Below are 22,073 nucleotides of genomic sequence, written 5' to 3' on the forward strand. Positions count from 1 at the left end.
CTTATTATTTGATGACTAAATAATAATGCGTCAGTATCTTTTTTATTGCCAACAAAAAATACCAATCCATTAGAAAACTAATAGAGTGGTATTTTTAATTTAAGAAATAAGGTGTTTATATTCTAAGTTCTTTTATGATGATTCAATATTTAAATATTGTAGCTTGCATCACTTTGAATATCGAGTTCAACGCTTTGTATCAAATTAAATCCTTCAATTTGATATAATGCATCAATAACATCTGGTGTAACAGGGTGGTCAATTGATAATACCATTAGGGCATTACCACCTTGGTTTGTACGACCAAGGTGCATTGAAGCGATATTGATATCATATGTGCCAAGAATTTGTCCTGTGCGGCCTACAATGCCTGGTCTATCGTTATGATTTATTACTAGTTGGTGATGTTCTGGTTTAAAGTCTACTGGATAATCATTGATACGTACGATTCTTGGACCATAACCATTGAGTACAGTTGCACCAAGTTTAATTTGAGTATCTTTATTAATTAATGTTAATTCTATATAGTTACTAAAACCACGATGTTTTGTATTCTTTTCAATATTATAAGATACACCTTGTTCGTTTAAGAGTACTAAGGCGTTGATTAAGTTTACACGTTCTGCTAAATCTTGACGTAAGACGCCAGATACAAGTGTTCTTGTAATCAAACTTGTATCATCTAATGCAATGTCACCTTCGTATTTGATATGTAGTTCGCGAGGTGCTTTTTCAAGTAATTGAATACCGACTTCACCAGTCATTTTACTTAATTCAATATAAGGCTTCAATTCATCATTGATTTCACTGTAAGTCATTTTTGGTGCGTTAATCGCGTTTAAGACGTTACCATTTTCGAAAATATCAACGATTTCATTTGCTACTGAAACAGCCACTTTTTCTTGAGCTTCGACAGTCGATGCACCTAAATGTGGTGTAACAATAATTTTATCGTTATCAACAAGAGGGGACTCAGTTGCTGGTTCGCTTTCAAATACATCTATTGCCGCACTTTGAATTTGATCATTGTTTAAAGCGTCTAATAGCGCTGTTTCATCAATAATACCACCACGTGCTACGTTAATAATTTGTAACGTTGGTTTTGCCTTTTCGAAAAAGTCTTTACCAACGATACCTTTAGTTTTTGGAGTTAATGGTGTGTGTACAGTAACGAAGTCTGCTTGTTCAGCAATTTCTTCAACTGTTGCACGTGTGACATTTAGTTCTTTTGCCTTATCTTCAGATAAGTAAGGGTCAAAAGCTAAGATATGCATACCGAAACTTTGTGCACGTTTTGCAACACCTAAACCAATTCTACCAGCACCGATGACGCCAAGCGTTTTATTATAAAGTTCTGTACCTCTATATGTTTTACGGTCCCATTTTCCATTTTTCAATGATTGATGTGCTTGTGGGATATTACGTGCCATTGATAAAATCATAGCCATAGAGTGTTCAGTAGCAGAAATAGTATTACCATCTGGTGCATTAATTACGATAACACCATTTTTGGTAGCTGCATCGACATCAATGTTGTCTACACCGACCCCAGCTCTAGCAATAACTTTTAGATTTGGTGCTGCTTCAATCATTTCTGCAGTGACTTGTGTTTGACTTCTAACAATTAAGCCTTGGTAATCACCAATTTTTTCAACGAGTTCGATTTCATTTAATTCTGTATTGATTTCGACTTCGAAGTCTTTATGGTCAATTAAACTTTTTAAACCTTCTGGTGAGATTGGATCAGATACTAAAATTTTATACATATGCTTTTACGACCTCCATGTACTGAGTAATTGCTGTACCAATATATGATTCTTTTCTGAATTCAGTTAATAGAATTTCTAATGCTGATACGACTTGTAAAATATCAAAAGGTGAAATTTGACCCATATGACCTATGCGTAGAATTTCTCCTTTTAGATGGCCTTGTCCACCTGCAATCGTTATAGCAAAACGGTTTTTAAGTTCATTTTTAATGAAGTTGAGTTCTTCTTTTGATTTAGGCACAAAGGCCGTAACAGTAGGTGAAGCAAACTCATCTTGGACTAATAAATCTAAGCCTAGTGATTTGAGTGATTTTCTTAAAGCATCACGTATTGCATAGTGACGTGCAATAACTTGGTCTAATCCTTCTTCTTCAACTAATTTGGCGTAGGCATTCACACCTCTAAATAACGAAACGTTTGGTGTGAAAGGTGTTGAATTTGCTTCTAAAGATTTCAAATATTTATTTAAATCTAAATAAAATCTTGGCGTCGTAACTTGGCTAAATCGTTCTTTAGCACGATTATTATAAGCTACAAACGCTAAACCAGGAGGCAACATAATAGCTTTTTGACTACCAGAAATAAGCACATCAATCTGATCTCGTTGTAAGTCTACATCAACTGCACCGATACAACTCACGCCGTCAACAATAAAGTAAATCGATTCGTCGTATGCTTTAAGGGCATGTCCTAATTCATGGACAGGGTGCAACACTGCAGTGGATGTTTCACAATATTGACTATAAACTGCTGTAACATCTGTGTTCAATGATTTTAAGAAGTCAATAAATTCAGGCACATTTACAGCTTTGCCCCATTCTACTTCAAAAATATGTACGTTTTCGTAATATGTTTCTGCAATTTGTTTGAAACGATTACCAAAAGCACCTGAAACAATGATAACAATGTCGTCATCAGGATTTGCAATATTTAACATGCTTGCTTCTAAAGAGCTTGTCCCACTAGAAGTTAATATCATTACGTCATTTTGCGCACCGAATATTGGTTTTAGAGCACGAAATGCTTCTTCAGCAATTGTTTCAAAGTCACTTGATCTGTGTCCGACCATTGGTGACTGTGTTGCGTGTAAAATTTCTTCTGGTACTGGCGTTGGTCCTGGTGTAAGTAACATAGGACGATAGTATTTCATATGTGATTCCCCCAATGCTTATGATTGTCTTAGTTTAGCAAATTTTCAGAAAATATAAAAGTGCAAAAGTTAAAAGATTATGTAAATAAACAAAATAAAATATCATGAAAGGGCATACATTGTTATCGCATTCATATTCCGTCATATATAAAATTTTTTTAAATTATTTTATTTTTGGTTCTATTTTTACAGTAACGTTACCTTTAATTGAGTTTGAAATCATACAATTATTGTCTGCAACCTTTAAGAGTTTAGGTAGTTTTCTAACTAAGCTATCTTTTTGTGCAGTTTCAACTTCAATGACAGGGTAGTGGATAATGTTGTCCATACGAAATTTGGCATTTTCAAATACAGCTGTACCTATAGAAGATTGTTGAATATCTATATTATTAAAACCAGAACGTTCGAGTACAGCTGCAAGTGAGATAATATAACAAGAAGATGCAGCTGAAACTAATAATTCATCTGGGTTTGTACCAGTTCCATTGCCGCCTAAACCTGATGGTATAGATATTTGTTCATCTAATACGTCTCCGTTAAGTTGACCTACAGCTTCACGACCACCAGACCATTGTGTGTTTACTTTGAATTCATGTTGAACCATAACGATTGACCTCCAGTTGATTTATGATAATTTAAGTTTAGATGAAAATAAGATATAAAGAAAGAGGAGAGCAACTTTAATGACAATATATAATAATGAGAACAAGCTCATATTAGTGGCACATCGTGGTATTGCTACATATTTTCCTGAAAATACGATGATTGCTTTTAAAGCTGCACTTGTAAGCGATATTGATATATTAGAAATAGATATACACAGGACATCAGATAACCATCTCGTAGTTATTCATGACGATTCGATTGATCGTACCTCGAATGGATCAGGAAAAATCAAGGATATGAATTTAGCGGAATTGCAACAATTTGATTATGGTATAACTAAAGATAAGCAATTTGCGGGAGCGACAATACCGACTTTGGATGAAGTAATTAATTTAATTCAAGATTATCATCAAAAGTTACTAATAGAATTAAAACAGCCACAGTATTATCCTGGAATTGAAAGTGAATTAATAGATGCATTAAATGCATCAGATTTACCAAAAAATAAAGTGATTGTACAATCATTCAATCAAAAAAGTATGAAAAAAATATTTGATATGAATGAAGGCTATGAACTAGGTGTATTGATTAGTAAAAAGAAATATTGGTATAAATTACCTCCATTCAAAAGCATTGCTGCCTATGCGGATTATGTAAATCCTAATTATGCTTTATTTACAGAGAAGTTTTTAAAAAATGCACATCAGTATAAATTGTCAGTGATGACCTATACAGTGAATGAGCATGAACAAGCAAAAGTATTGCAAAAACTAGGTGTAGACGGACTGATTTCAGATAATCCAAATGATATTTTATAAAAATGAAAATATTAAAAAAGCTTAAATGAATTTAAAGGGTTCATTTAAGCTTTTTCTAGTTTAAATAATAATGAAATGTATATTATTTAATGTGAGATAAATCATTATCATGATGATTTACCCAATTCTTTTTTAATAATCCCATCACATGGCAATCACTATATTCACCACGAGTATAAAAATGTTCTTGTAATGTACCTTCGATGGAGAAGTTTTGTGCTTTATAAATATGAACAGCTTTTTCGTTGTTAACATCAACAAATAAATATATTTTGTGGAGATTAAGTACTAGGAACGCATAATCAATAGCCATTTTAAATGCACTTTTGGCATATCCTTTGCCACCATATTCTGAATCAATAATAATTTGAATTTCGCAGTTACTATGTATAAAGTCGATTTCAACTAATTCAACTACACCGATTCGTGTTTGATCTTTTTCAATAATAAATCTACGTTCAGTCTCATCTAATAAATGTTTTTTATATAATGATTGAAGTTCACTTAATGATTGATAGGGCTCTTCAAACCAATAAGACATAATAGAATATTCGTTATTTAAGTGATGTACAAAATTTAAATCTGTTTCTTCTAGTGCTCTAATAATCAAATTTAACACTCCTTTATTCATAAGCATACAGTAATTATTATAAGAAAGTAAAAAGATATCGTGCCATGAGTGAGGGGGTTAAAAAGTATTTCTACTTATAATTAAATATTTGGATGAAAGGTGTTAATTATATAGTAATAAAAAAACCAAGAAATCCTCGAAAGGACTTCTTGGTTTGAAATTAAAACGCTTATCTTGAGTAGTACTCAACGATAAGTTGTTCGTTGATTTCAGCAGGTAATTCACTACGTTCAGGAACGCGTACATATTTACCTTTTAAGTTGTCTGCATCAAATTCTAAGTACTCAGGTACAAAGTTATTGATTTCAACAGATTCAGCAATGATATCTAATTTTAAAGATTTTTCACGTACTGAAATTTCTTGACCAGGTTTTAAAGTATATGATGGAATATCAACACGCTTACCATCTACTAAAATGTGACCGTGGTTAACAAGTTGGCGAGCTTGGCGACGCGTACGCGCTAAACCTAATGAATATACAACTGCATCTAAACGAGCAGCTAGTAATTGCATGAAGTTTTCACCATGGACACCATGTTGGTTACCAGCAATTTCAAATGAGTTACGGAATTGTCTTTCAGTCATTCCGTATAAATAACGTAATTTTTGTTTCTCACGTAATTGTAATGCATATTCTGATAATTTTTTACGTTGGTTAGGACCATGTTGGCCTGGAGCGTATGGGCGCTTCTCTAATTCTTTGCCAGTACCACTTAATGAGATACCTAAACGACGTGATTTTTTCCAGTTCGAACCTCTAAATCGAGCCATAATAGACTCCTCCTTTTTCTCTTTTGTTGTTATGAAAAAACAAAAAAGAGTGTTGCATGCTTATTTGGATATATTGTTTTATGTATCCTCACCTCATAGCTACGGTTACACGACACGTCCACGTTGGGAACAACATAGAGCCAACTAATAGGCAACTGCTAATTTCGTTTATTCACACAAAGAACATTGTACCATGTTCTGAATTACTGTCAATAGTAAACCCAGATTTACCTATAGAAAGACGATTGTTAAATATTAAGCTATTTGCTGTTCTAGGATCTTAACAATTTCTTCTAAAGCAATTTTATCTGTGTTTGAAAAGCGATTTGTAATAGGGGCATCAATATCTAAGACACCAATGATTTGATTGTCTTTATGAATAGGAACAACAATTTCTGATTTACTATTCGCATCACATGCAATGTGTCCTGGGAAAGCATTAACGTCTTCAACGAGTTGTGATTCGTTTGTTTCTACAGCTGTGCCACATACGCCTTTGCCGATAGCAATATGTACACAAGCAGGATGACCTTGGAATGGTCCTAAGATTAATTCATTATTTTCTATTAAATAGAAGCCAACCCAATTAATTTGATCTAACGAATCATTTAGTAAAGCAGAGACATTGCTAAGTATAGCAATTAAATTTGATTCATCTTCGATTAGACTAGCAACTTGCTTTTGTAATAAATCGTAATTTGTTTCTTTTACCTCTGTCATATTAATAAAACCTCACTTTTTACTTTTCATTTAGTATAAAGACTGTTTTAATAGTAATCAATCAAATGATTTGTAAGGGCTTTTTTTAGTTGCAACATGATACATAATATTAACAGAGATAGATTTACTATGAAATTTAAAATATTATCAATGATTAATTCATTTTCTCTTTTAATGCATGGGTAAATTACGTTATAATGAATAGTGATAAAATAGGAGGAGAAAACATATGGTATTGTATATCATTCTAGCAATTATTGTTATTATACTGATTATTGTCGGTGTATTATTCTATATGCGTTCGAATAAAAGCCAAATGATTGAGAAGGCTGAAGAACGAAAATTACAAGTAGAGCAATTACCCTATGATGAAAGTTTATCTCAATTATCTGATTTAACTTTAACAGGTGAAACAAAATCTACTTATGATAGATTAAAACAAACGTCTTTAGATAGTAAAAATCAATATTTGTTACCATTAGAAGAAAAGATTCACAATGCGGAAGGTTTACTTGATAAATTTAAATTTTCGCAAGCGCAAACTGAAATTGATGAAGCACACGAATTAATGGATAAATACGAAGAAAATTACAATGTATTAACTACAGATGTCGAAGATATTATGGGCGTACATAAAGAGAGTGATCACTTATATGAAGAATGTAAAGTGGATTACCGAGAAATGAAGCGCGACGTGTTAGCGAACAGACATCAGTTCGGTGAAGCAGCAGCGCCGTTAGAACATGAAATTGAAGCATTCGTACCAGAAATGGAAAACTATGAATCATATAAAGCAGAAGGTAATTATGTTTACGCACATGAACATATCAAAACTTTAAATGAAGATATGAACTTTTTAAAAAAGGATATGTCAGAAATTCCTGAGTTAATCAGAGAAGCACAAAAAGAATTACCTGGACAGTTCCAAGATATGAAATACGGATGTAGAGATCTCAAAGTAGAAGGCTATGATTTAGATCATGTCAAAATTGATAGCACTTTACAAACGCTTAAAACAGAACTTAGCTTTGTAGAACCGATGATTAGTAGATTGGAACTTGATGAAGCGAATGAAAAATTAAATAATATTAACGATCGTCTTGATGAAATGTATGAATTAATTGAGCACGAAGTTAAAGCGAAAAATGAAGTAGAAGAATCAAAAGAAGTCATTACAGATAATTTGTTTAGAGCAAAAGAAATGAATTATACTTTACAAACTGAAATTGAATATGTACGTGAAAATTACTATATAAATGAAAGTGATGTACAGAATGTAAGACAGTTTGAAAATGAAATTCAAAACTTAATAGCTGTTTATGATGAAATTCTAAAAGAAATGGCCAAATCTGCAGTACGCTACAGTGAAGTTCAAGATAACTTGAAATATATCGAAGAGCATGTAGCTGTGATTAATGAAAAACAAGAAAAATTACAAAATCACTTAATTCAACTACGCGAAGATGAAGCAGAAGCAGAAGAAAATATCTTACGTGTACAAAGTAAAAAAGAAGAAGTTTATAGAAAACTATTAGCTTCTAACTTACCAAGCGTACCAGAACGTTTCATTATAATGAAAAATGAAATTGATTATGAAGTGCGTGAAGTAAACAAGAAATTCAGTGTACGTCCAATACATGTTAAACAATTGAAAGATAAAGTATCTAAAGTAGTGCTACAAATGAATAAATTTGAAGATGAAGCTACAGATGTGCTTGTTAATGCAGTTTATGCTGAGAAACTTATTGAATATGGTAACCGTTACCGTAAAGATAGTTCGAACATAGATAAAAGCCTTAATGAGGCTGAAAGACTATTTAAAAACAATAGATACAAACGTTCAATTGAAATATCTGAACAAGCTTTAGAAAGTGTTGAACCAGGAATTACCAAACAAATAGAGGATCAAGTTATTGGTTAAACTATTTAATTATTAAAAATAACACCAGTAAGACACGAAATGAATTATGATTTCGTGTCTTTTCTTTTTATCAAAAGCGAGTATAATGCTTAAAGGGAAAGTATAAAATTAATTTTAAAATGACAGAAAAGTATTGTTATTAATGCAATAACTTAAATATAAATATAAAATTAGTATCACTTCTTAAATAAGTGTGTATGATAAAATGAAATGGAGTGAAAGAATTGATATATCTTGATAACGCCGCAACGACAAAGCCAAACCAAGACGTGCTGGATACTTATGTAAAAGTAAATCAATCATTGTATTCTAATGCTAATAGTCCGCATCAAGCCGGCTTACAAGCAGACCAATTGTTACAACAAACTAAAAAACAAATAAAAGATTTGTTTAATTTAGATGGAAAATTTGATATTGTTTTTACAAGTGGTGCGACTGAATCTAATAATTTGGCGCTTAAAGGCGTGGCATATAAGAAAAAAGCATTTGCTAATGAAATCATCACTTCAGTACTTGAGCATCCATCTGTATTAGAAGTTGTACGTTCATTAGAAACAGAAGGGTTTATTATTAAATATGTTGATGTTACTGAAGAGGGTCAAATCGACTTGGACCATTTAAAAACATTGATGTCGGATGATGTTGCTATAGTAACCTGTATGCATGTTAATAATATTATGGGTCAAACCCAACCAATAGAAGAGGCAGCAAATATTGTGCACCAATATCCCAAGGCACATTTTCACGTAGATGCAGTACAAGCGATTGGTAAAGTGCCATTATGCTTTGAAGGTGTAGATACGTTGAGTTTAAGTGGGCATAAATTTCACGGTTTGAAAGGGCAAGGTATATTATTTGTTCGAAATATTCATCAACTTGAACCTATTATTCACGGTGGTGGACAAGAGTATGGTGTGAGAAGTGGTACAGTTAATTTACCGATGAATATTGCAATTGTTAAAGCCATGAAAGCAGCTGTGAATCATACCACAGAACTTAACCATACTTTAAATGAATTTAATGCTGACTTACGTCAATTTCTTACAGGGTTTCACGGCGTCAAGCTGAATTCACCTCAAAATTCAGCGCCACACATTCTTAATGTTGGTTTATCAGGCGTAAAAGGTGAAGTATTGGTCAATGCATTTTCAAAACATAGCATCATGTTATCTACCACAAGTGCATGTTCGTCTAAAAAAGCGAGTCTAAACGAAGTACTTTTAGCGATGAATGTGCCTAGAAAACAAATTGAAGGTAGTATCAGAATTTCAATGGGAGCCAATACGACTCAAGAAGATGTTCAAACATTTAAAGATAATTTTTATAAAGTATATGAAGAAGTAAGGGAGCTGTTAGTATGATTTATGATCATATATTAGTAAGGTATGGCGAATTAACATTAAAGGGTGCAAATCGTAAAATATTCGTGAATAAATTACGCGCAAATGTTAAGCGTTCATTAATGCCATTGCAAGGCTATAAAGTAAAAGCGAATAGAGATAGAATGTATATTGAATTAGATGAAGGTGCAGACATAGATGAAATGTGTAATAGACTTAAAAAAGTATTCGGCATTTATTCTATTAGTCCTGTATTAAAAATTGATAAAACTGTAGAAGCGGCAAATGAACAAGCCATTCAATTTGCAAAAGACTACGCAAACGGAGATACATTTAAGATAGACGTGAAACGTTCAGATAAAAACTTTCCTTATGACACATATCAATTACAACGTGGCATTGGTGCTGCGGTATTAAATGCAACAGAGGATTTAACTGTCGATGTCCATAATCCAGATCACAATATAAAAGTAGAAGTGCGTTTAGATGCCATATATGTCTATGACAAAACTATAGCTGGACTTGGTGGCTTGCCAGTTGGAACAGGCGGAAAAACATTACTTATGCTCTCAGGTGGTATTGATTCTCCTGTAGCTGGTATGGAAGTCATGCGAAGAGGTGCGATGATTGAAGCAATTCATTTTCATAGCCCGCCCTTTACAAGTGAAAAAGCTAAAGAAAAAGTAATTGAATTAACACGTATTTTAGCTTCTCATGTAGGTCCAATTAAATTACACATTGTACCTTTTACAGATTTACAAAAACAAGTTAATAAAGTTGTACATGAACGTTATACAATGACATCCACACGTCGAATGATGATGAGAGTAGCAGATAAACTTGTACATGAAATTGACGGACATGCCATTGTAAATGGTGAGAATCTTGGTCAAGTAGCGAGTCAAACTTTAAAAAGTATGTACGCAATTAATAGCGTAACTTCGACGCCAGTGTTACGTCCATTACTCACATTAGATAAAGAAGATATCGTTAAAAGAGCTAAAGAAATTGGAACTTTTGATGTCTCTATACAACCTTATGAGGATTGTTGTACTATTTTCACACCAAAAAATCCTGTAACTGAACCTGATATTGAAAAAGTGGAAAAATATGAAAATATTTTTGATTTTGAACCATTAGTACAACAAGCTGTGGATCAAATCGAAACAATAGAAATTTCAAATGACTACCAAAGTGATAAAGACTCAGAGACACAAACTTTGGCAGACGATTTATTTTAAATACGAGTTTAAATTATAGTAAGCATCATTTAAAAAATATAAAACTTAGTTTTAGATGTTCAATTTATAATGAATAATAAGTTAACATGATTTAAACAGACAGGGGTTGGCGCATGTTAGAGTGGGACATTTCAATTGTAATTATCATCATACTTCTTGGATTTTTAGCAGCGTTTATTGATGCAGTTGTCGGTGGTGGGGGATTAATTTCTATCCCTGCACTTTTGGCAGTGGGTATGCCACCAGCTATGGCGTTAGGTACTAATAAATTAGCTAGTGCATTTGGGTCGATGACCAGTGCATTTCGTTTTTTAAGGTCAGGCAATGTCGATTTGAAAGTTGTTGGGAAGTTATTCCCATTTGTATTCTTAATGGCTATGGGTGGTGCGAGCGTGGCGACATTTTTACCGTCTGAACTATTAAAGCCAGTGGTAATCATTATCTTAACGCTTGTCATGATTTATACATTAATGAAAAAAGATTGGGGTAGTATACGTACTTTTACAAAACTCACTACCGGTAAAGCTATAATATTTGCAGCGTTAATGTGCTTAATAGGTCTATATGATGGATTTTTAGGCGGCGGCACAGGTTCATTTATGCTTTTTGTTTTATTAATGTTTGGATTTGATTTTCTAGGTGCAGCAGGGAATGCCAAAGTATTAAATTTTGCATCCAATTTAGGGGCATTAATATTATTTATATTCTTAGATCAAGTCGATTATTTTTATGGCTTTATCATGGCTGGTAGTATGATTTGCGGATCATATTTGGGTGCTTTATTTGCAATTAAAAAAGGCGTTGGTTATGTCAAAGGTCTGTTTATTGTAGTTACTGCTATTTTAATTTTGAAAAATGCGTACGATTATTTATTGCAAATCATGTAGCAATTACAAAAATGTATTAAAATAAAGTAGTTCTTATACAAGAGCCTCAACGCTTGTCTTCCTTTATTTGTCAGCCTTATAGAAGCGGGAATACGAAATCAAAATTTGATTTCGTATTCCCGCTCTTTTTTGTATACAGTTTTATAAAATAAGGCATAGTGTCACTTCGCATTATTAGTACTTTTTTACTATAATTCTGATAAAACACTATTATATTTTAAAACTCTTTTAATATATATTTGGGATAAGGTATACATAGCTTAATTGATTATGGTTAAATTGGGGATGGAGTTAAAAGGAAAATAAATTATGGGAGTGAGTGTAAATGTCGAAGAAAAGGATTATCGCAATCATACTTGCGGTTGTCATCGTGTTAGGCGGCATCGTGATGAGTTCAATTTCAGCGGTCTTTTCATCTTTATTTGATGAACAAGCTACATCTAAAATGGACCCATTTACAGAAAAAGTAGAAAAAGAGGGCAATTCAAGTAAACGAATTGCACATTTAACATTAGATGGCCAAATAGCTGAAGGTACAGGTGGAGGCATGTTTGGTGGCGGTGGTTACAACCATGAGGCGTTCTTAAAACAATTAGAAAACGTAAAAAATGATGACACAGTCAAAGGCGTGTTGTTATCTGTGAATACTCCTGGTGGTGGCTCATATCCAAGTGATGAAATTTATCAAAAGATAAAAGAAATTAAGCAAAAAGATAAAAAGATTTATGTACATATGGGTAGTATGGCAGCATCTGGTGGATACTACATTTCAGCACCAGCAGACAAAATATACGCAGGTCCTCAAACAATGACAGGATCAATCGGTGTTATTATGTCTAGTGTTGATTATTCAGAATTACAAGAAAAAATAGGCGTTAAAGAAAATGTTATAAAATCAGGAGATCATAAAGACATATTAAGTAGCTCAAGAGCTATGACAAGTGAAGAAAAAGATATTTTACAATCTGTATTAGATGATAGTTTTGATCGATTTGTGAATATAGTTAAAGATGGTAGGGATATGTCTGAAAGTAAAGTTAGAGAGTTAGCTGATGGACGAATCTACAGTGCACAACAAGCGGAAGATAACGGATTAATTGACGAAATTGGTTATGAAGATGAAACGTTAAAAGCAATGAAAAAAGATATGAAAGCAAAAGATGCAGAAGTATTTGAGTATAGTGAAGAAGGTAGTTTCTTCTCATCGTTTAGTAATGCAAAAGCGAGTATTGCTCAATTTAAAAATGAATTCAATGAAGTTAAATCAATAATTAAAAATGATACTGAAGCTGAACCTATGTATCTATACGAAGGTTAGGTGTAATAATGGATAATATGAAACAAGATGATACTGCACATAAGGTTGCAGATTCAAACGAAGCCCAAACAGAGTCAGATGCACTTGCACATAATCAATTAGCAAAAGCACTATATGCAGGATTTGGTATAAGATTTTGTAGCTTTCTCATTGATTTACTCATCATTTTTGGTATTCAAAGTATTATATTGAAACCAATCTATCATTTCACACATATAGATAATGCAAAGTTATGGATTGATTATTTTAGTGTAGGTCACATATTAGATGCACTCGTATTTTATTTGTATTTTGTGTTATTAACGAAATATTTTAAACAAACAATTGGTAAAATGATTTTGAATATTAGAGTGGAACGTGCAGATAGACAACCTTTAACTTGGGTAGACGTATTATTTAGAGAATGGATTGGTCGCATTGTTAGTGGCGTATTTGCTAATTTACCTTATTTAGTAACAATATTTACAGATAAACACAAAGGTATACATGATTATTTTGCTGATACTGTCGTAATAAAAAATAAATTTGAAAAATTGTTTTATTTGAAGTAGATTGTTATGTTTCAAAGGGTTTAAGGTTTATTTCATCTGATTAAACAGTTATAATTATTGAGTAAGCACTTTTTATAGGAGGCATTCAAATGGCGCAAATTACATTTAAACAAGAACCAATTACATTATTAGGATCACAAGTAAAAAAAGGTGAAACAGCACCAGATTTTACAGTGTTAGACAATGATTTAAATGAAGTAACTTTATCAAATTATGATGGTCAAAAGAAATTGATCAGTGTAGTACCATCTATTGATACAGGTGTCTGTGATAAACAAACACGTAAATTCAACGAAGAAGCAGCGCAGGAAGATGGCGTCGTGTTAACTATTTCTGTTGACTTACCATTCGCACAAAAAAGATGGTGTGCATCAAATGGCTTAGATAACGTGGTTACTTTAAGTGATCATAAAGAGCTTTCATTTGGTAACAATTATGGCGTAGTTATGGAAGAATTACGTTTACTTGCACGTTCAGTTTTTGTTTTAGATGAAAATAATAAAGTAGTATATACTGAAGTTGTTTCTGAAGGCACTGATTTCCCAGACTTCGATGCTGCTTTAGAAGCATATCGTGCTATTTAAATTAAATATAGGTAATATAAAATTTGTCATTTGATTTGAAGTTAAACAATCAAACAGTATCATTGACATTATAAAGTATACTGTCCATAATTATTTGGTAATATAAGTTAGCATGAACTGACTTAATTTCAAACAAATTATGGACAGTTTTTTTAGAAAGGACTATTAAATGACACAAGAAGAAACAGTAATGGAAAAGTTATTCCAAACACTCGACGAAAAAGCTAAAGCTTTAAATGAAAATAATGGTCAAAGTTTTATTGAAAACTTAGGACTAGCAATGGAACACATTTATACAAGTAAAAGAGACTTGTTAGAACAAGCTACATTGCAAGATAGAAGAAAAGCATTTCAGTTTGCTTACTTAAGCTTAATGCAAAAAGAAGATATCCAAGCAAATCATCAAATTACGCCGGACTCTATTGGCTTAATTTTAGGTTTTTTATCTCAACGCTTCTTAAAAAACGAAGAAGAATTACACGTTGTAGACATCGCAAGTGGGGCAGGCCATCTAAGTGCGTCTGTACATGAAGTGTTAACTGAACACACGGTAATGCATCATCTTATAGAAGTTGATCCAGTATTATCAAGAGTCAGCGTTCATTTAGCCAACTTTTTAGAAATACCATTTGATGTTTATCCACAAGACGCAATTATGCCATTACCTTTTGAAGAGACAGATGTTGTTATTGGTGATTTACCTGTTGGCTATTATCCAGCAGATGAGAGAAGTAAGGAAATGGCTTTAGGATTTGAAGAAGGTCACAGTTTCTCTCACTTTTTATTAATTGAACAAGCTGTTGTTGCCTTAAAACAATCAGGTTATGCATTTTTAGTTGTTCCAAGTAATATTTTCGAAGGTTCAAATGTGAAACAGTTACAAAACTTCATTGCTACAGAGACAGAAATGCAAGCATTTTTAAATTTACCTTCGACATTATTTAAAAATGAAAAAGCACGCAAATCTATTCTTGTACTACAGAAAAAAGAAACAAACGTTACTAAACCAGTAGAGGTTTTATTAGCGAACATTCCTGACTTCAAAAGCCCTCAACAATTCCAAGCATTTTTACAAGATTTAAATGTGTGGATGGAAGAAAATCATCCTGAAAATTAAACTGTATTATTCTTGAAAATAAACTGTATTAATGATTAAATAGATAGGTATATTAAAACTTAATTGAAAATGGAGGCAACAAGCTTATGTCAAAATTAATTTTGGCCATTAACGCTGGTAGTTCGTCACTGAAATTCCAACTTATTGAAATGCCGGAAGAAAAAGTTGTTACTAAAGGACTAATTGAACGTATTGGTTTAAAAAATTCTGTCTTTACTATTGAAGTAAATGGAGAAAAAATTACTGATACCAATGATATTGCTAATCACGAAGTAGCAGTAAACATTATGTTAGAAAGCTTTAAAAAACATGGTATCATTGAAAGTATTAATGATATTGATGGTACGGGCCACCGTGTTGTTCATGGTGGAGAATTATTCCCAGAATCAGTTTATATAACTGATGAAGTAGAAAAACAAATTGAATCGTTAAGTGAATTAGCTCCGTTACACAACCCAGCAAACTTAATGGGAATTCGTGCATTCCGAAAACTTTTACCAGAGACACCACATGTCGCTGTGTTTGATACTTCATTCCATCAAACAATGCCAGAGAAATCTTATTTATATAGTTTGCCATATCAATATTATGAAGACTTCGGAATTCGTAAATATGGTTTTCATGGCACGAGTCATAAATATGTTTCACAACGTGCAGCTGAAATTTTAGATAAACCAATTGAAGAATTACGTATTATCTCGTGTCATATCGGTAATGGTGCTTCAATCGCTGCTATTGATGGTGGCGAATCTGTAGATACATCTATGGGCTTCACTCCATTAGCAGGTGTTACAATGGGCACACGCTCAGGTAATATTGACCCAGCTTTAATTCCATTTATTATGGAAAAAACGGGTAAAAATGCAGAAGAAGTATTAAATACACTTAATAAAGAATCTGGATTATTAGGTATTTCAGGTACTTCAAGTGACTTAAGAGATATCATTGAAGATTCTAAAGAGGGTAAAGAAAGAGCCCAATTAGCGCTTGACGTCTTTGCATCTCGTATTCACAAATATATCGGTTCATATGCGACGCGTATGCATGGTGTAGACGTTATTGTATTTACAGCTGGCGTAGGTGAAAATTCTGATCCTGTAAGAGCAAAAGTCTTAGAAGGTTTAGAGTTTATGGGTGTTTATTGGGACGCTAAGAAAAATGAAATGATCCATGGTTCTGAAGGTTTCATTAATTATCCACATTCACCTGTAAAAGTCATCGTTATTCCTACAAACGAAGAAGTAATGATTGCTCGCGATGTTGTAGATTTTGGAAACGTAAAATAATCTGGAAGTAAACCCAGATTTATTAAATGAGTATGAGTTGTAAATATTTATACTTAAATTAAAAGCACCCATTCATTAGAAAAAATAATGAATGGGTGCTTTTATTATTTTATTAATCAGTTTTTAAAATGGATTATTTTTTCTCTGGTTTAACCTCAAAAGCAATAATTTGAGATTGTTGTGTTTCATTAAAGTTATTATCGGCTGTCAATACTAGACTGTCATTACCATTGGGCAATTTTTTACCAAAAGTCATGCCTTCAATGTTATCAACTTTACCAATATCTTGTTCATTTAAATCAGCAACCAGCGTTTTGTTTAAAGGTTTTGCGTTTGTCTCTTTGAGTGAATTTATATCTTTGATATCAGTTCCTTTACTAACATCAATTTTATATATACGCACATAATTACTAAATGAACCATCTTCTGCTTGTACAGATGCACGTTCTAGAGTGAGAAATTCATGATCATTAATGGCTAATATTTCTGTGATTCCATTATCAGCTTGTTTGTTTTTGCCAGGTTTTTTAGGAATGGCATCAAGTGGATATGCAAATTCAGATAATATGTTGCCTTCGCGATCATATTGTGTGATGCGTGATAAAGCGCCTGATTCAGGTGTAGGTTTTTGGCCATCTTGTATTAGAGGGCCCTCCATAGAAGTCCATAACGTATTACCATCTTGAGAAAAAGTGCTACCTTCAATAGCTTGATTATTACGGAAACCTTTCTTATTTTGTTTATCCATTTTTATTGTATCTTTAACAGGAATTTCAGTTGAATATTTACCATCTTCAGTTGCTTTACGAATAAATGGATTCAATCCTAAGGAACGATCTCCTTCACTAGTATATAGAATCTCATTAGTATGTGGGTCGAACCGTATCGATTCTGGGTCAGCAACAATATTATCATCGCCGTTCTTATATTGCTCTTTATTGATGTAATCTTTGCCATTCGGTTGTTTTAACTTGTGGACGCCATTAAATTTGACGTCTTTGAATTCATTGCTATTATAGTCAATATCAGCTTCATAGAATCTTGCTGGATTGTGTTCTGATCGGTCATCGCTAATAAGTAACCATTTATCATTTTTAGGGTCATACGTTATACCAGACAATCCGCCAACTTTTGTATCTTTGTAAGTTTTATCAAACGGTAAGATTTTAGTGTCTATTAATTTGAGACGATCTGCTGTACGTGTTGTATTGTCTTTTTCTGCAGCAATTATTTCACTATGTAATGTTGTGCTCGAAATAAATAATGTGAACATGCTTGTTATAAGTGCTTTATGCATCGGTTTCATAAGTTGTTAATACTCCTTTCATTATGCGTTTCACTTCAATCATATATCTTTTGTTTAAAGTGTATATGAAGTTTTGATAAGGAGTTTGTAAAAATCACTTTGAATGCGCAATATAACTTTACATGCTCATTCTTTTATATATTAAAAAGGATAGATTGCTCTAAATAAATGAACAAACTATCCTAGCGAAACAAATTAATAACTTTTGTTTAGACTTTAAATGTAACTAAATCATTTTTATAAAATTAAACTAGTATATTTTAGTGAGCTTGGTGTTGCGATCTAAGTTCGTCTGTTGCTACCTGTGGTTGGAAATCTTCTGGCAGTTCTTCAGTGCGTACAACGAGTACATCACAAGGTGAGTGGCGCACGATTGCTTCAGATACAGAACCAACAATAAATCTTTCTACAGCATTTAAACCAGAAGTACCACACATAATTAAATCAGCTTCTACCTCAGACGCTAATTTTTTTGGAATAATTGCTTTTGGAGAACCAAATTCTAAGCGAGTTTCAACATCTTTAATACCAGCGTTTGTTGCAACTTCTTTATAACCTTTTAACAAGTCGTCAGAGAAATTTTTAGATTTCTCAGTGAACTGTGCATCATAAACCTCGTATGATGAATATGTTCGTGAATCAATGACGTTCACAACTGTTAATTTTGCTTCGTTACGATTTGCAACATCTACAGCTTTATTAAACGCCCATTCAGCCTCGTGTGAACCATCTACCGCAATTAAAATGTTTTTATAAGTTAGCATATCAATGACCTCCTTATTCTTCTTATATATATTATACCACCATTTACAGAATATTAACATAATTCACTGTTGTAAAAGTACTCTATTCTTTGATTGCGCTTTCATAGAATACACGTTACTATAAATTTGGAGGTGGATGAAATGATTATAGGTATTCCTAAAGAGATTAAAAACAATGAAAACAGGGTGAGTTTGTCCCCAAGTGGTGTGCATGCATTAGTTGAGCAAGGTCATAATGTTGTTGTTGAAAAATCTGCTGGTTTAGGCTCTTATTTTGATGATGTGGACTATACTGAAGCTGGTGCAAAAATTGTAAATGAACAAGCTGAAGTATGGAACGTAGATATGGTTATGAAAGTTAAAGAACCATTGGAAGAAGAATTCCAATTCTTTGGGGAAGGATTAATTTTATTTACTTATTTACATTTAGCAAATGAAGAGAAATTGACTAAAGCTTTATTAGAAAACAAAGTCATTAGTATCGCTTATGAAACAGTGCAATTGCCAGATCGTTCTTTACCATTATTAACACCAATGAGTGAGGTGGCAGGTCGTATGTCTGCTCAAATTGGTGCTGAGTTCTTACAGAAATATAAAGGTGGCATGGGTATTCTACTTGGTGGTGTACCTGGCGTAGAAAAAGGACGCGTAAGTATTATTGGTGGCGGCCAAGCCGGTACTAATGCTGCGAAAATTGCTTTAGGTTTAGGTGCTGACGTTACAATTTTAGATGTTAACCCTAAACGTTTACAACAATTAGAAGACTTGTTTGGTGGTCGAGTACATACAATCATGTCAAACCCATTAAACATAGAGCAATGCGTTAAAAATAGTGACTTAGTCATTGGTGCAGTGCTTATTCCAGGCGCAAAAGCACCAAAACTCGTTACTGAAGAAATGGTTAAACAAATGAAAGATGGGGCAGTGATTGTTGATATTGCGATCGACCAAGGTGGCATTTTCGAAACAACAGATCGTATTACTACACACGATGACCCAACTTATAAAAAACATGGCGTAGTACATTATGCAGTAGCTAATATGCCTGGTGCAGTACCGCGTACGTCAACAATCGCATTAAACAACGCGACGTTACCATATGCGCAACAAGTAGCTGGAAAAGGCTATTTAAAAGCACTACAAGATAATCCAGCTTTATCTTTAGGCTTAAGTACGATTAATGGTAAATTAACTAATAAAGGTGTTGCAGATGCATTAAACTTATCATATAGCGATATTGAAAGTGCATTAAAATAAAAATACCTATAATACAACTCAACCATAACGAATTGATTGTATTAAATTGATGTAAATAAAATAAGAGTAGGACATATATTTATGTATCTCACTCTAAAGTGCCGACAAAGTAACTGACTTTGTCGGCACTTTTTATACATAATTGTCTAGTAGTGTTATATGGCCAGTAGAAGTGCTTTAAAAGTTTGTTATAAGCGTATTTTCAATTCAGTCAGTTGCTGCCAATATAATAAACAGGCTGAGACATGTAATTATGTCCCAGCCTGTTTTATTGACTCTATAAGATCTTATGTTTTAAGAAGTTAAACTATCAATGACAAGTTTTAAACGATTCTTGTACCATGTACTTCTTGGAAAGGGAAAGAAGATATTAAATCTTGCAAATTATCTTTATTTAACCCGCCACCAGGCATGATTTCGATACGTCCGCCTGTATTAACCACAAGCTTGCCGAGTTGATTTAAATTATCGAAAATATCAGTCCCTGATGGACCACCATGTGTAAGTAATCTAACAAAGCCAATATCAATTAGCTGATGTAGCGCTTTGATTTGACCATGTAAATGAATTTCATCGAACGCCATATGACACACGGATGGTACAGGTGATGCTAGGTTGTTCAAAGTCTTCATTTGCCATTCATTTAAGACATTATCCTCTGTCAAACATCCGAATACAAAGTAATCTACGTTAAGTTGTTTGATTGCTTTCATGTCTCGTTGCATGATTTCAAAATCATATAAATTATATACGAAATTACCACCACGCGGGCGAATCATTACTGCGATTTCAACCTCATTGGTATGACAAATTTCTGTCGCGATTTCAATCATTCCGATGCTAGGTGTTGTTCCTCCCACACTCAAATTATCACATAATTCTATACGATCAGCACCATTGCTTATTGCTTGTTCAACTTGTTGAATTGTTTCAACAACCGCTTCTTTTATCATTTTTCGTAACCCGTTAAACTTTCATTACCATCTTCAGTTACTAAAATATCGTCTTCAATACGTACACCTGCAACGCCGGGAACGTATATGCCTGGTTCAACAGTGATAACCATTCCAGCAACAAATTGGTTGGTATTTGAACTAGAAACATCTTGATACTCATGTTCTTCTAAGCCTAATCCATGTCCCAAACGATGAGGGAAATAATCACCATAACCTGCATCACTGATAATATTACGTGCAATATCATCTACATCTTTAATTGTAACGCCTGGTTTGATTGCTGCAATTGCTTCTTGTTCAGCTTTCAAAACAACATTATATATTTCTTGAGCTTTATCATTTGGTTCGCCAAATTTAACGGTTCTAGTCATATCACTACAATAATTGTTATAAATAACACCAAGATCAAATAGTACATATTCATCTTTTTGTAATTGACGATCACCAGGCGTACCATGTGGTGAAGCAGCGTGATCGCCGAAGAGTACCATCGTATCGAAACTCATTTCATTCACACCGTAATCTTTGATTGCATTCTCAATATGATTGACAACTTGGCGTTCTGTGACACCTTCTTTTAAAAAGTCTACACCGATTTCAATACATTTGTCAGCAAGTTCACATGCTTTTTTAATAGTAGCAATTTCATTTTCGCTTTTAACATTACGTAAGTCTTTAATTGTTTGGTCAATATCACCAAAAGTTTGTACATTAAATGCTTCAACGAGTTCGCGTTGACGTTTTACTGTTAAATGTTCAGCTTCAACTAATAATTTATTTACAGTGAACGTATATTTGTCTAATGCATTTTCTGTGTCTAAATATCCAATTACTTCGCCCTCAAAAGGCGAGGCTTTTACTTCATCAACTTCTAATTGTGGACAAAATAATACTTGTTCACCATTTTCTTTGATTAATAATGCGAGCAAACGTTCATGAGGATCACTTAAATAGCCTGTAAAGTAAAAAATGTTTAATGGTGTTGTAATCCATGCTGCTCCAGCTTGTTGTGATTTTAATTCTGCGGTAATCTGTTCTAATTTCATTTATCATCATCCTCCTAAAAATACTATCATTCT

The 22,073-nt window shown here is 33.1% G+C and carries 21 protein-coding genes; 11 read left to right on the plus strand and 10 right to left on the minus strand.

The genetic code is table 11. The features are described from left to right. Nucleotides 1-149: 149 nt before the first annotated feature. The 3 genes from serA to MHB47_RS05780 form a co-directional block, all read right to left on the minus strand. Nucleotides 150-1,766, minus strand: coding sequence for a phosphoglycerate dehydrogenase (gene serA / locus MHB47_RS05770; RefSeq protein WP_340755613.1), 1,617 nt, complete (start codon nucleotides 1,764-1,766; stop codon nucleotides 150-152). Further along, entirely contained in the window at nucleotides 1,759-2,919 is a 1,161-nt protein-coding gene (locus MHB47_RS05775) for a pyridoxal-phosphate-dependent aminotransferase family protein (protein ID WP_340755615.1), read from the minus strand. Before MHB47_RS05775 ends, serA begins: the two co-directional genes overlap by 8 nt. A gap of 163 nt (nucleotides 2,920-3,082) precedes the next feature. Beyond that, nucleotides 3,083-3,523: an SACOL1771 family peroxiredoxin gene (locus MHB47_RS05780; protein ID WP_107518759.1), complete on the minus strand. Its 441-nt coding sequence runs from the start codon at nucleotides 3,521-3,523 to the stop codon at nucleotides 3,083-3,085. A 79-nt stretch (nucleotides 3,524-3,602) separates the two neighbouring features. Here MHB47_RS05780 and MHB47_RS05785 point away from each other — a divergent pair, with 79 nt between their 5' ends. Next, nucleotides 3,603-4,343 (plus strand): glycerophosphodiester phosphodiesterase, encoded by a 741-nt coding sequence (locus MHB47_RS05785; protein ID WP_340755619.1) that lies wholly within the window; start codon nucleotides 3,603-3,605, stop codon nucleotides 4,341-4,343. Between the two features lie 82 nt (nucleotides 4,344-4,425). Here the strand turns inward: MHB47_RS05785 and MHB47_RS05790 are convergent, their stop codons facing one another. The 3 genes from MHB47_RS05790 to MHB47_RS05800 form a co-directional block, all read right to left on the minus strand. Continuing rightward, nucleotides 4,426-4,953: a GNAT family N-acetyltransferase gene (locus tag MHB47_RS05790; protein WP_340755621.1), complete on the minus strand. Its 528-nt coding sequence runs from the start codon at nucleotides 4,951-4,953 to the stop codon at nucleotides 4,426-4,428. Nucleotides 4,954-5,143: 190 nt separating this feature from the next. Then, the gene (gene rpsD, locus MHB47_RS05795) at nucleotides 5,144-5,746 is read right to left on the minus strand and encodes a 30S ribosomal protein S4 (protein WP_002507337.1); all 603 of its coding nucleotides are present in this window, start codon (nucleotides 5,744-5,746) and stop codon (nucleotides 5,144-5,146) included. A 255-nt stretch (nucleotides 5,747-6,001) separates the two neighbouring features. Then, nucleotides 6,002-6,466 carry a GAF domain-containing protein gene (locus tag MHB47_RS05800; protein WP_021339067.1) on the minus strand — a complete coding sequence of 155 codons (465 nt, stop codon included), beginning with the start codon at nucleotides 6,464-6,466 and terminating at the stop codon, nucleotides 6,002-6,004. Nucleotides 6,467-6,695: 229 nt separating this feature from the next. On the opposite strand from MHB47_RS05800, the gene ezrA reads away from it, so the two are divergent. From ezrA to MHB47_RS05845, 9 genes are all read left to right on the plus strand, one after another. Next, a complete protein-coding gene (ezrA, locus tag MHB47_RS05805) occupies nucleotides 6,696-8,387 on the plus strand; it encodes a septation ring formation regulator EzrA (protein ID WP_002507339.1) in 1,692 nt (563 codons plus the stop codon). 224 nt (nucleotides 8,388-8,611) lie between these two features. Next, entirely contained in the window at nucleotides 8,612-9,748 is a 1,137-nt protein-coding gene (locus MHB47_RS05810; RefSeq protein ID WP_340755624.1) for a cysteine desulfurase family protein, read from the plus strand. After that, the gene (thiI, locus tag MHB47_RS05815; protein ID WP_340755626.1) at nucleotides 9,745-10,968 is read left to right on the plus strand and encodes a tRNA uracil 4-sulfurtransferase ThiI; all 1,224 of its coding nucleotides are present in this window, start codon (nucleotides 9,745-9,747) and stop codon (nucleotides 10,966-10,968) included. Before MHB47_RS05810 ends, thiI begins: the two co-directional genes overlap by 4 nt. Before the next feature lie 113 nt (nucleotides 10,969-11,081). Continuing rightward, entirely contained in the window at nucleotides 11,082-11,855 is a 774-nt protein-coding gene (locus tag MHB47_RS05820; RefSeq protein ID WP_340755628.1) for a sulfite exporter TauE/SafE family protein, read from the plus strand. A gap of 325 nt (nucleotides 11,856-12,180) precedes the next feature. Further along, a complete protein-coding gene (gene sppA / locus MHB47_RS05825; protein WP_340755629.1) occupies nucleotides 12,181-13,173 on the plus strand; it encodes a signal peptide peptidase SppA in 993 nt (330 codons plus the stop codon). A gap of 8 nt (nucleotides 13,174-13,181) precedes the next feature. Next, on the plus strand, nucleotides 13,182-13,724 hold the full coding sequence (locus tag MHB47_RS05830) for an RDD family protein (protein WP_340755631.1): 543 nt from the start codon (nucleotides 13,182-13,184) through the stop codon (nucleotides 13,722-13,724). 89 nt (nucleotides 13,725-13,813) lie between these two features. After that, complete coding sequence (gene tpx, locus MHB47_RS05835; RefSeq protein WP_002507345.1) at nucleotides 13,814-14,308, plus strand: thiol peroxidase; 495 nt, start codon at nucleotides 13,814-13,816, stop codon at nucleotides 14,306-14,308. A 169-nt stretch (nucleotides 14,309-14,477) separates the two neighbouring features. Continuing rightward, nucleotides 14,478-15,425, plus strand: a complete 948-nt coding sequence (locus tag MHB47_RS05840) for a class I SAM-dependent methyltransferase (RefSeq protein WP_340755634.1) — start codon at nucleotides 14,478-14,480, stop codon at nucleotides 15,423-15,425. A gap of 86 nt (nucleotides 15,426-15,511) precedes the next feature. Further along, the gene (locus tag MHB47_RS05845; RefSeq protein ID WP_021339074.1) at nucleotides 15,512-16,711 is read left to right on the plus strand and encodes an acetate kinase; all 1,200 of its coding nucleotides are present in this window, start codon (nucleotides 15,512-15,514) and stop codon (nucleotides 16,709-16,711) included. 133 nt (nucleotides 16,712-16,844) lie between these two features. Here MHB47_RS05845 and MHB47_RS05850 read toward each other — a convergent pair whose 3' ends face one another. Together MHB47_RS05850 and MHB47_RS05855 are read right to left on the minus strand one after the other, a co-directional pair. Beyond that, on the minus strand, nucleotides 16,845-18,017 hold the full coding sequence (locus tag MHB47_RS05850; protein ID WP_340755636.1) for an esterase-like activity of phytase family protein: 1,173 nt from the start codon (nucleotides 18,015-18,017) through the stop codon (nucleotides 16,845-16,847). A 260-nt stretch (nucleotides 18,018-18,277) separates the two neighbouring features. Next, the gene (locus MHB47_RS05855; protein WP_002507349.1) at nucleotides 18,278-18,781 is read right to left on the minus strand and encodes a universal stress protein; all 504 of its coding nucleotides are present in this window, start codon (nucleotides 18,779-18,781) and stop codon (nucleotides 18,278-18,280) included. 141 nt (nucleotides 18,782-18,922) lie between these two features. Here MHB47_RS05855 and ald point away from each other — a divergent pair, with 141 nt between their 5' ends. Further along, nucleotides 18,923-20,038: an alanine dehydrogenase gene (gene ald, locus MHB47_RS05860; protein WP_340755638.1), complete on the plus strand. Its 1,116-nt coding sequence runs from the start codon at nucleotides 18,923-18,925 to the stop codon at nucleotides 20,036-20,038. 323 nt (nucleotides 20,039-20,361) lie between these two features. On the opposite strand, the gene MHB47_RS05865 is transcribed toward ald, so the two are convergent. Together MHB47_RS05865 and MHB47_RS05870 are read right to left on the minus strand one after the other, a co-directional pair. Beyond that, a complete protein-coding gene (locus MHB47_RS05865) occupies nucleotides 20,362-20,991 on the minus strand; it encodes a copper homeostasis protein CutC (protein WP_002507351.1) in 630 nt (209 codons plus the stop codon). Further along, nucleotides 20,988-22,040, minus strand: a complete 1,053-nt coding sequence (locus tag MHB47_RS05870) for a M24 family metallopeptidase (RefSeq protein WP_107516729.1) — start codon at nucleotides 22,038-22,040, stop codon at nucleotides 20,988-20,990. The genes MHB47_RS05865 and MHB47_RS05870 overlap by 4 nt, the downstream gene beginning before the upstream one ends. Nucleotides 22,041-22,073: the final 33 nt, after the last annotated feature.

This window comes from Staphylococcus sp. FSL K6-3157 (assembly GCF_038005145.1).
GTDB lineage: Bacteria > Bacillota > Bacilli > Staphylococcales > Staphylococcaceae > Staphylococcus > Staphylococcus equorum.